Origin of the sequence: uncultured Winogradskyella sp. (assembly GCF_963975125.1) — a bacterium.
Lineage (GTDB): Bacteria > Bacteroidota > Bacteroidia > Flavobacteriales > Flavobacteriaceae > Winogradskyella.
Map to the genome: position 1 here is coordinate 21301 of NZ_CAXBGB010000029.1, position 10653 is coordinate 31953.

At 32.4% G+C, this 10653-nt stretch carries 11 protein-coding genes; 6 read left to right on the forward strand and 5 right to left on the reverse strand.

Annotated features, from left to right (window positions below; genetic code table 11):
* The 3 genes from AAC053_RS05980 (at position 1) to AAC053_RS05990 (ending at position 2633) form a co-directional block, all read left to right on the forward strand.
* Positions 1-465 carry a low molecular weight protein-tyrosine-phosphatase gene (locus tag AAC053_RS05980; RefSeq protein WP_339754040.1) on the forward strand — a complete coding sequence of 155 codons (465 nt, stop codon included), beginning with the start codon at positions 1-3 and terminating at the stop codon, positions 463-465.
* Positions 466-529: 64 nt separating this feature from the next.
* Entirely contained in the window at positions 530-1915 is a 1386-nt protein-coding gene (locus AAC053_RS05985) for a PQQ-dependent sugar dehydrogenase (protein ID WP_339754041.1), read from the forward strand.
* A gap of 1 nt (position 1916) precedes the next feature.
* Complete coding sequence (locus AAC053_RS05990; protein ID WP_339754042.1) at positions 1917-2633, forward strand: SAM-dependent methyltransferase; 717 nt, start codon at positions 1917-1919, stop codon at positions 2631-2633.
* Here AAC053_RS05990 and AAC053_RS05995 read toward each other — a convergent pair.
* From AAC053_RS05995 to dapF, 5 genes are all read right to left on the reverse strand, one after another.
* On the reverse strand, positions 2630-3286 hold the full coding sequence (locus AAC053_RS05995) for a peptidoglycan-binding protein LysM (protein ID WP_339754044.1): 657 nt from the start codon (positions 3284-3286) through the stop codon (positions 2630-2632). The two genes, AAC053_RS05990 and AAC053_RS05995, sit on opposite strands and share 4 nt — an antisense overlap.
* Positions 3287-3406: 120 nt before the next feature.
* Positions 3407-4312: a DUF2279 domain-containing protein gene (locus tag AAC053_RS06000; protein ID WP_339754046.1), complete on the reverse strand. Its 906-nt coding sequence runs from the start codon at positions 4310-4312 to the stop codon at positions 3407-3409.
* A 3-nt stretch (positions 4313-4315) separates the two neighbouring features.
* Positions 4316-5359: an endolytic transglycosylase MltG gene (mltG, locus tag AAC053_RS06005; protein ID WP_339754047.1), complete on the reverse strand. Its 1044-nt coding sequence runs from the start codon at positions 5357-5359 to the stop codon at positions 4316-4318.
* A gap of 2 nt (positions 5360-5361) precedes the next feature.
* Entirely contained in the window at positions 5362-5886 is a 525-nt protein-coding gene (locus AAC053_RS06010; RefSeq protein WP_339754049.1) for a GNAT family N-acetyltransferase, read from the reverse strand.
* Positions 5880-6659: a diaminopimelate epimerase gene (dapF, locus tag AAC053_RS06015; protein WP_339754052.1), complete on the reverse strand. Its 780-nt coding sequence runs from the start codon at positions 6657-6659 to the stop codon at positions 5880-5882. Before dapF ends, AAC053_RS06010 begins: the two co-directional genes overlap by 7 nt.
* Before the next feature lie 150 nt (positions 6660-6809).
* On the opposite strand from dapF, the gene AAC053_RS06020 reads away from it, so the two are divergent.
* The 3 genes from AAC053_RS06020 to AAC053_RS06030 all read left to right on the forward strand — a co-directional run bounded on the left by AAC053_RS06020 (position 6810) and on the right by AAC053_RS06030 (position 10633).
* On the forward strand, positions 6810-8219 hold the full coding sequence (locus tag AAC053_RS06020) for a trypsin-like peptidase domain-containing protein (RefSeq protein WP_339754055.1): 1410 nt from the start codon (positions 6810-6812) through the stop codon (positions 8217-8219).
* Positions 8220-8356: 137 nt separating this feature from the next.
* A complete protein-coding gene (locus tag AAC053_RS06025) occupies positions 8357-9805 on the forward strand; it encodes a glyceraldehyde-3-phosphate dehydrogenase (RefSeq protein WP_339754058.1) in 1449 nt (482 codons plus the stop codon).
* A 219-nt stretch (positions 9806-10024) separates the two neighbouring features.
* Entirely contained in the window at positions 10025-10633 is a 609-nt protein-coding gene (locus AAC053_RS06030) for a tRNA (guanine-N1)-methyltransferase (RefSeq protein WP_339754061.1), read from the forward strand.
* Positions 10634-10653: the final 20 nt, after the last annotated feature.

Sequence of the window (10653 nt, forward strand, 5' to 3'; positions counted from 1 at the left end):
ATGACTCGTCTTTTAATGGTGTGCCTTGGTAACATTTGCCGTTCACCATTGGCTCATGGTATATTACAATCTAAACTTTCTGAAAGAAATTTTTATGTAGATTCTGCTGGCACAGCTACTTATCATATAGGTAATTCTCCTGATTATCGCTCTATAGAAGTAGCTAAAAAAAATAACATTGACATTAGCACTCAAAGCGCTAGACAATTTAAAGTTTCAGATTTTGATACCTTTAATTATATCTACGCCATGGATCAGTCTAATTACATAAACATTATAAGTTTAGCAAGAAACAATGACGATATAGGAAAGGTTAAATTATTCTTAGAAGAGAATACTTCTATTTCTAATAAAAATGTTCCTGACCCTTATTATGGTGATAGCACAGACTTTGAAACGGTTTTCAGTTTAATCGAGGTAACTTCAGAATTAATTGCCAAAAAATTAAAACGTGTTCAATTGTAACACATTTCTTACTGTAAGCTTGTTTTTTGTATTTTAGTAGCTTAAAAATCTTTAAGATTCTAACATGAAAACTTTCACCACGCTATTCTTTAGCTTATGCTTTGTATTTTCCTTTTCTTTATACTCACAAACTATAATAACTGAACTTTTTGCAAATGGTTTTAGTAGTCCGGTAGATATTCAAAATGCTGGAGATTCCCGCCTTTTTATTGTTGAACAAAATGGTGTTATTAAAATATTAAATGAAAATGGTACTACTAATACTACACCTTTTTTAGATATTGACAGCCAGGTTTCTTCAGGCGGTGAGCGTGGTTTGTTAAGTGTGGCATTTCACCCAGAATATGCAACCAATGGTTATTTTTATGTGAATTTTACAGATAATAGTGGCGCAACACAAATATCTCGTTTTACTGTAAATGCTACAGATCCAGATATTGCTGACGTTTCAACGCAACTGAACCTTTTAAATATACCTCAGCCATTTAGCAATCATAACGGAGGTTGTATTGAGTTTGGACCAGACGGATACTTGTATATTGGAACTGGAGATGGAGGAGCTGGTGGTGATCCAGGTAATAGATCACAAAACCTACAAGAATTACTTGGTAAAATGCTGCGTATTGATGTTAATACAACTTCTGGAGGTAATAATTATGGCATTCCAGCTGACAATCCTTTTGTTAGTAACGCATCAGCTTATGATGAGATTTGGGCTTATGGTTTAAGAAATCCTTGGCGTTTTTCATTTGATACTACTACAAACAATCTTTGGATAGGTGATGTGGGCCAAAATTCTACTGAAGAAATTGATCGTGTAAGTATATTAACTAATGGTTACAACTTCGGATGGCGTTGTTATGAAGGAAGTGATCCATTTAATACTACAGGTTGTCCTAATGCTTCTACTTTAGTGTTTCCTGTAGCAGAATATCCTATTCCACCTTGTTTTTGCAATGTAGTTGGCGGCTATATGTATAGAGGTTCCATGTATGCAGATTTGCAAGACACATACATTTTTGCAACTACAGGAGATGGCACAATAAGTACTTTAGATGCAGCTGACACTTTAGTTAATCATGGTAGTTATGGAGGTACTTGGGTCTCATTCGGTGAAGATATTAACAAGGAACTTTACATTGCAGATATTTCTGGTGGCATCTATAGAATTCAAGGAGCTGTATTATCTACTTCAGAATTTAATTTAGAGAATTCATTAATAATCAATCCTAATCCTGCTTCAGAAAATATAAAAATTAGTACAGTACAAAACAATAAGCTTAATGCTATTACCATCTTTGATATTAAAGGTAATACTATTTATACTGAAAAAAATATTTCAATTTTAGAAAAAGAAATTTTGGTTAATTCATTTAGTGCTGGTTTATATATTGTGAAAGTTACTACCCAAAATGGTAACCAAATTTCTAAAAAGTTAATTATCAACTAAAATGCACACATCAAAAGGTTCTTTATACCTTATACCAACCCGATTAGGTGACAATCCACCATTAGAAGTTTTACCAATTTCAATAAAAAAAATAATTGAGACCATTGATTATTATATTGTTGAAAACGAAAAATCAGCACGTCGTTTTATAAAACGTGTGTCTCCAAACAAATCGCAACCTTCATTAAAATTAAAAATACTCAATAAATATACAACTGAGGCAGAGCTTAACACTTACTTAAACATTTGTTTAGAAGGAGTTTCCGTTGGCTTACTATCTGAGGCTGGTTGTCCTGCAATTGCAGATCCTGGAGCTGACATCGTAAGTTTAGCTCATCAAATGGATATACAAGTTGTGCCACTTGTAGGACCATCTTCTATAATTTTAGCTTTAATGGGTTCTGGCATGAACGGTCAGAGCTTTACTTTTAATGGTTATTTACCAATAGACAAGAGCGAAAGAAAATCTAAACTAAAGGCTTTAGAGCGCTTATCTTCAGAACATAATCAGGCTCAGATTTTTATAGAGACACCATACAGAAACATGAAGATGTTAGAAGATTTAGCCAATACATTACAACCAAACACCAAAGTCTGCGTAGCGTGTGATTTAACATTACCAACAGAGTTTATAAAAACGAAAACTGCAAAAGATTGGAAACACAATAAAGAAGATCTTCACAAGAGACCTGCGATATTTATAATTCAGAAAGATTAAAGTATAGCCTTAGCTTTTTTATTCGGAGAAACAAATGATGTGTCGTAACCTGAAAACTTTCTCATATAGTGCTTAACAGTAGACCCGTAAGCATCAGAAAAATTATTACCTCCATAACTACGTAAAAACTTTTTAACACTACCAGGACCAGCCAAATGCGCTGCAGCCAAAATACCAGATTCTGTTATTTTCACACCACCTATTAGTTTGCCTTCAAAACGTTTAATATCTTTTCTAAGCACCCATTTATTACGCTCAGCATTTGCTATAAACGCTTTTTCCTGTAATTCTGGGTTATATAGAAATTGATTTGGGTTATATATTCCAATGACCTTTAAAGTCTCTGAACCAAACTGATATTTACCTAAATAACCTAAAGTGTTAACCGTAAAATAATCTCCTCTAGATTCTTTAAATGCTAATGCTTCTTTAAAGCCTTCAAAAGATTTTCCTAAATGAGGCGTAAACATATTTTGCCTTTTAGTCTGCTCATTTGCAACCAATGCCAAATCTTGTGAAATATTATAATTAAGTTCTAATCCTTCTGTAGAGTATTTATCTAGATTAAGAGTCGAATCTGGATACAATGCTAACGCAATGAGTAAACAGATTGTAAAAGGTAAAATAAAATTCTTAACGCTACTTTTAATCATAACAGCTAACCTTTTATAGTAACACATTTTTCTAAAAAATAGCCTTACTAAATTCGCGTGCAAATATACGACTTATTTTTATATATTGAAAATCAACCAATTAAGTGTTAAAAAATTAACTTAAAAGTAGATATAGTGCCATTTTATCAGTCCATTGTCATTCAATTCTAGAGTAGGAAAAGGAATCTTAATTACGTTTAAAACGTTAAAAATGGTTTTTAAGACGTGAGAATTTGTTTTAATTCGGTTTAAATCGATATCTAAACTTAGATAGTATTGACGCGTTCTATTCTGATTTAAATATAACGGATCATTAGGTTCACCTGTTAGCATTCCATCTGCTCCATAACCAAAAGCAAGATTTAACCAATTAGGAATACTTTCGGTTTTTAAAAATGAATTTAAATTAGCACTCAACCAATACGTTTGTCCATTATAATCTTTTAAAAACTCTTCAGAAAAACCATTGCCTAATTTATCTGGACGTTGCTTTGCAAATTTGGTGCTATGAAAAGAATATTTTAAAAGAATTCGCTGTTCTTGCCACAACAATTCTTGACCAGCATATAATCCTGTTCCTGCGACGTTTGCTGCCATATCTGTCCATGAAAATCCCCATTCTTCAGAAAAACCATCCATAACCTCTACAGCCGTTAAAAACCCAAGACCTAAAGTAGAGCCATATAGAAGCTGGTCTTTTTGGTTAACTCCAGCCCATTTTAATGTATTGGCACCAATACTACCAAGTTGATAAGATGAAAAGACATGACCCATTTTATCCATCTGTAACCATTCTCCACTATCATTTATAGTTTTAAAACTAGAACGTGGATAATCTGCATACCATAATTGATTTAATCCAATTAGTGTGGCTGTAGCTAATGTAGCTTCAGTGATAATAAGACCATTTCTTCTCTGTTTATTTAAAGAATCACTTGGCTTTAAAAACTGATTGAATTTAGATTGCGAAAAAAGTGAACTGCTTATTAACAGAATTACAACTAGATGGTAATAGAACCATTTCAAACCTTACCTCTTTATACCTTGAGAAGATAAATATCTATGATATTCCCTTGCATTTACATTATGTTGCCCTAAAGTCTTAGCAAACTTATGATAGCCTATTCGCTTAGCGTTTGCAACCATATAGAGGTATTTATGATTTTCGTAATTCAATACAGCGTTTATAGCCGACAAGTCTGGCATAGCAATTAAACCTGGTGGTAGTCCAGAATTTTTATAGGTATTATATGGTGAATCAATATCCATATGCACATTTAAAACACGTCTTATTACTGAGTTCTTATATTTTGGCAATTGATATGCTGCAAACTTCAATGTAGGGTCAGCCTGCAAAGGCATACCTATTCTTAATCTATTGAGATATAAACCAGCTACTCTAGGTTGCTCGTCTTTTTGCTTCGATTCTTCATAGACTATAGATGCCAAAGTCATAACTTCGTTTGGTGTAAGTTTCAATTTTTCAGCTTTTGCTTTTCTTGCATCTGTCCAAAAACGAGAGTATTCTTTTAACATTTTATCTCTAAAGCTTTCAGCAGACGTATTCCAGAACAATTCATAGCTATTTGGCAAATACATACCTAATGCTGTAGCTTTAGAAAATCCATTTTTACTTAAAAACGATTCGTCTGTCATTGCCTTAAGTAAAGACAAACTATCCGTTTCAATTTGAGTACTTATTCTTCCTGCTAAATCCGTTAAACTGTTTTGATTATTAAATGCTACTTTAATTGGTAGATTTTTACTTCTAATAGAATTAATAATGTCATTATTACTCATACCTTTTGTAATAGAAAATCGTCCTGCTTTAATATTTGAAGTGTATTTTTTCTGACTTGCCAGAGCATCAAACGTATCTATATCATCTAGAAGTGGAATTAATTGCTCTCTAACCTGGTTATAGCCAGCATCTGTTGGCACATAAATATATGCTGTTTCATTATTGAACTTAGTGTTAGGTTGAAACATGGCACTGTAAATATAATATGCCACAGCACCAAAGATGACAAGACCAATTAGAGCAATAGCCCAAAGAATTTTTTTAATATACATAGTTAATCGTTGATTCGTTGCAATACATATTCATTAGAGTATTGATTACCATCAAAACTCCAATCTTTTTTTAATCCAATTTTTTTAAATCCGTTGCCTTCAAATAAATTTAAACTCGCTAAATTATCTTCAGCAATATTAGCATAAACTTGATGTAAATGTAAAGTTTCAAAACAGTATATTGTTAAAAGTTCTAATGCTTCTTTTCCGTAACCTTTATTTCGTTTTACTTCATCCTGAATTAGAATTCCAATACCTGCTCGTTTATTTTTTATGTCGAATTCAAAAACATCAATTAATCCAATGGTTTCCTTATTCGTTTTACAAATTGCCAATCGCAATTGCTTTGCTTCAAAAATATCTTGTTGAGCGTTTTCGAGATATTGCTTTATTAAAAATCTTGAATATGGTGTTTGTGTATCGCTAAGTTCCCAAAGCGACATATCGTTTTCTATCTCATAAACAAAATCTAAGTCTTCTGGCTCTAAAGCTCTTAAATAGATATGTTTTCCTTTTAGTGTTACCATTCTATTTCGCCTTTAAATACTTGCTGAGCTGGTCCAATTAACCAAATGTCATTATAGCAATCGTTATCAACATTAAAGGTAACTCTTAAGCTACCACCCAAAGTTTGAATAAAAATTTCAGAAGATTTAGTTTTACCACTACTATACATAGCTAAAGCCACAGCTGTTACTCCTGTGCCACAAGATAAAGTTTCATCTTCCACTCCTCGCTCATAAGTTCTAACACCAAAAGTGTCAGTAAGAATTGGCATTACAAAATTTACATTTGTACCAGCCATATTATAAGGCTCGCCATATCTTATTCTTTTACCATTTTCTTTAACATCAAAATCTTTAAGACTATCGACTACCTCCACATGATGTGGAGAACCTGTATCTAAAAACAAATGGTTTTCAAAAGTTTCAACTTTAGAAACATCTTGCATTTGTATGTGCACAATATCATTTTCTATTTTCGCATTATGAAGACCGTCTATTGCCAAAAATTCAGTTGTATTTTCAATAACACCCATAAATTTTGCAAAAGCAATAATACATCTTCCTCCATTACCACACATGCTACTTTCGTTGCCATCTGCATTAAAATAGACCATCTTAAAATCTAAATTTTTGTCATTTTCTAATAGAATAAAACCATCTGCACCAATGCCAAAACGTCTGTCGCATAATTCTGCAATACGCTTGGTATCGTTTTTGTTTATTTCTTGCAAACGATTATCTACAATTATAAAATCGTTTCCTGTGCCTTGATATTTATAAAATGTCATTGTCATAATTAAGAAACAAATATAAGAATAATAGGCTGTAATAAGGCTTGTTAAAACGTCGTTAAATTTGACGTTAAATAGTAGTTAAATTGAAAATTGAATTCAATAAATCTCTAATTTTAATCGTTATCTAAAATAAATAGTTAAACTTAAATTATGAAGAAGATTCTAACATTAATATTTGTTTCGGCATTAGGTGGTTTATTAACCTTAGGAGGATACAAACTTTTTGTCGAAGGTAGTAAAAAACAAATGGCGGTTGAACAGTCATCAGATTTTCCTGTATATATTCCAACAAACACTTCTAATGTAGTAAATAATACGACCGCTATTACACCAAATTTTATTGAAGCAGCAGAAAAATCATTAGATGCCGTTGTACATGTTAAAAATACATCGATTGTTAACGCACCAACGACAATGCAAGATTTGTTTTATGGTCGTAGTTCACAACGCGCGCAAGTTGGTACTGGTAGTGGAGTTATTATTTCACCTACAGGCTACATCATCACTAATAATCATGTTATTAAAAGCGCCAATGAAATTAGCATTACGTTAAACAACAATAAAGCATATATGGCAGAATTAATAGGCACAGACGAAGCCACTGACATTGCTTTACTAAAAATTGAAACTGAAGAAGATCTGCCTTTTATGGCTTTTGGAGATTCAGATAATGCAAAAATTGGCGAATGGGTTTTAGCAGTGGGTAATCCTTTTAATTTAAACTCAACAGTTACAGCTGGCATTATTAGTGCTAAGTCTAGGGATCTATCTGGGAAAAACTTGCAATCATTTATTCAGACAGATGCAGCTGTAAACCCTGGGAATTCTGGAGGTGCATTGGTAAATACTAGTGGAGATCTAATTGGTATTAACACAGCAATTTCATCACGTACTGGTTCTTATATTGGGTATTCGTTTGCTGTGCCAAGTAATATTGCTCGCAAAATTGTAAACGATATTATGGAATATGGCAATGTGCAAAACGGTATTCTTGGTGTTGTCGGTGGAGCACTAAATAGCAGGTCTGCAGAAGAATTGGGTACAAATATTACAGAAGGTTTTTATGTAAATGAGGTACAAGAAAATACAGGAGCAGAAAAAGCAGGCATACAATCTGGCGATATCATTAGAAAAATAGATGGTATAGAAATTAATAAATTCTCTGACCTAACAGGTTACTTAAAAACTAAAAGCCCAGATGATGTGGTTAACATTACCTTACTAAGAAATGGTGATGAAGAAGTTTTACCTGTAACTTTATTAAAACCATCTACCTATGTTATTGAAACCATTGGTTTTATAAAAAATGCTTCTGAGAAAGAATTAGAGAACTTTAATGCAGAATATGGTGTAAAGATTATAAAATTTGACGAAAAGTATAAACCTTATTGGAACCGCAATGGTGTTGAGGAAGGTAGCATTGTAACTAGAATTAACGGCAAAAAAATATATTCTGTTGATGATGCCCAAAATGTTTTAAAAACAAGAGATTATAATAATCCTCTTCAAATTGAAATTATAAATAAAGATGGTGAAAAAGTGATTTACAATTTTAGATAAAAAACATTAAATAAAACTAAAAGGACCTTTCAAAGTAATATTCTTTGAAGGGTTTTTATTTTCGATAAAAAGTGTTACGAAAACGTTTGAAATATGTATTTTTGCGCAAAATCTAAAAATCACTAAACCAAAAACAAATGGGTTTAAACGACACTTACGAAAAAGAGTTAGCGTTTCAGGCAGATCGTCGCAGAGCAACGGTAGAATTTATTAAAATTGTTAGCGACTTATGGTACGATAAGTCTATTGAGCTTGTCATCTTTAGAAATCAATTAATTGATAGAAATGTGAGCGAAATTTTAAATCTGCACGAGTATGCAGGTGAATTTGTTCAGAAACCAATTTCTATTTTCGATTCAGTTGAGATTGCTCAAGCAATTAGTGCTTTAGACTTGCCTCCTGCTAAACTAGACATCGGGAAATTAACATACGAGTTTCATTTAGAAGATCAGAAATACAGCAATGCTACGGCATTTGTTTCTTCAAAATTAGGTAGTGCTAAAAACAATATAAGCATTAAACCTAAAGACGTCGTTCTTTATGGTTTTGGCAGAATTGGTAGATTAGTTGCCCGCGAATTAATGACAAGAACAGGAAAAGGCAACCAATTACGATTAAGGGCTATTGTTACCAGAGGAGATATTAATGAAACTGTTTTAGAAAAACGTGCATCACTATTAAGAAACGATTCTGTTCATGGAGATTTTTCTGGTATGGTAAGTACTGATCTAAAAAACTCTGCACTGATTATCAACGGAACTACTGTTAATATCATTTCGGCTAACGCGCCAGAAGATATTGATTACACAAAATATGGCATAAAAAACGCCTTAGTTATTGATAATACTGGTGCTTTTAGAGATAAAGAAGCATTAAGTAGGCATTTAAAAGCTAAAGGTGTAGATAAAGTTTTGTTAACTGCACCAGGAAAAGGCATCCCGAATATTGTACATGGTGTTAATCATACAGAACACAATCCCGATAAGGTTAACATTTTCTCTGCAGCTTCTTGCACAACAAATGCCATTACACCAATCTTAAAAGCTGTTGAAGATTCTTTCGGAATTAAGACAGGTCATTTAGAAACCATTCATGCTTACACTAACGACCAGAATTTAGTAGATAACTTTCATAGTAAATACAGACGAGGTCGTGCTGCTGGTTTAAACATGGTTATTACAGAAACCGGTGCAGGTAAAGCTGTAAGTAAGGCATTACCATCTCTTGAAGGCAAACTAACTTCTAACGCAATTAGAGTACCAGTACCAAACGGTTCTTTGGCAATTCTAAGCTTAGAATTAAAAACCAAAACCTCTATTGATAGCATGAATACCATAATGAAAAAATATGCACTAGAAGGAGATTTAGTAGAACAAATTAAATACGAAATGAGCGATGAATTGGTATCTAGCGATATCGTTGGCAGCTCAGCACCATCAATCTACGATAGTAAAGCTACTATTGTAAGAACAGATGGAATGAATGCTATTTTATATATATGGTACGATAATGAATATGGTTATAGCCAACAGGTTATAAGATTAGCAAAATATATTTCTAAGGTAAGACGCTATGCTTATTATTAGAATTCTTGAAAAAGAAAAAGAAGAAATCTTGTCTTACAGCAAGATTTTTTTTATTTTATCTAAAATACTTTTGGTTATATCTTCTCATAAAATTTTAGACGTATATAAATAGTCGCTCGTAATTGTGAGGCTATTTGTTTAGTGATTTTTAATGTTATGCATATAAAATTATTATCTTGGCATACAATTAAACGAACCAAAAACAAAATTACATCTAAGATGAAATTCTTAACCAAAGCCGCTGTAATTCTTATAGTTATATGTAGTTTACATACGACCCAAGCCCAAGCCGTAAAAACACAGGAAGATAAATTATCTCTTAATAATGGCACAATAGATAACCAGTTTGAGTTTGTTATTAGACGCTCTAATAGCTGGCAAGACTATAAAACTGTAAAAAAGACATGGTTATATGCTTTAAAAGTGCATACCTTGGATTCTTTAAAAGCGGTACATAAAAATTTAGCAGACACAAAAGCGGTTGTTAACTCACAAACTAAAGAGATTTCTAGTTTAAAAGCGAGTTTAGCGGATACGCAATCTACACTAAGTTTTACAAATGAAGAAAAAGATAATATTTCTTTGTTTGGCATACTAATGAGCAAGGCAAGTTATAAGATGTTAATGTGGAGCATCTTAGCAGGTTTATTAGCATTATTGTTAATATTTATTTATAAATTTAAAGGGAGTAATTCTGCAACTAGAGAAGCTAAGCATAAACTCAGTGAAGTAGAATTAGAGTTTGAAGAACACAGACGTAACGCTTTAGAGCGGGAGCAAAAAGTGAGACGTCAATTACAAGATGAATTAAATAAACAGAAACCTTAAAGTCTTTAATAATCTTACAT

Excerpts from the sequence above, each read along its gene's own strand:
- dapF (WP_339754052.1), bottom strand. The coding sequence starts at position 6,659 with ATGACAATGACATTTTATAAATATCAAGGCACAGGAAACGATTTTATA.
- AAC053_RS05995 (WP_339754044.1), bottom strand. The coding sequence starts at position 3,286 with ATGATTAAAAGTAGCGTTAAGAATTTTATTTTACCTTTTACAATCTGT.
- mltG (WP_339754047.1), bottom strand. The coding sequence starts at position 5,359 with ATGTATATTAAAAAAATTCTTTGGGCTATTGCTCTAATTGGTCTTGTC.
- AAC053_RS06025 (WP_339754058.1), top strand. The coding sequence starts at position 8,357 with ATGGGTTTAAACGACACTTACGAAAAAGAGTTAGCGTTTCAGGCAGAT.
- AAC053_RS06030 (WP_339754061.1), top strand. The coding sequence starts at position 10,025 with ATGAAATTCTTAACCAAAGCCGCTGTAATTCTTATAGTTATATGTAGT.
- AAC053_RS06020 (WP_339754055.1), top strand. The coding sequence starts at position 6,810 with ATGAAGAAGATTCTAACATTAATATTTGTTTCGGCATTAGGTGGTTTA.
- AAC053_RS06010 (WP_339754049.1), bottom strand. The coding sequence starts at position 5,886 with ATGGTAACACTAAAAGGAAAACATATCTATTTAAGAGCTTTAGAGCCA.
- AAC053_RS05990 (WP_339754042.1), top strand. The coding sequence starts at position 1,917 with ATGCACACATCAAAAGGTTCTTTATACCTTATACCAACCCGATTAGGT.
- AAC053_RS05985 (WP_339754041.1), top strand. The coding sequence starts at position 530 with ATGAAAACTTTCACCACGCTATTCTTTAGCTTATGCTTTGTATTTTCC.
- AAC053_RS05980 (WP_339754040.1), top strand. The coding sequence starts at position 1 with ATGACTCGTCTTTTAATGGTGTGCCTTGGTAACATTTGCCGTTCACCA.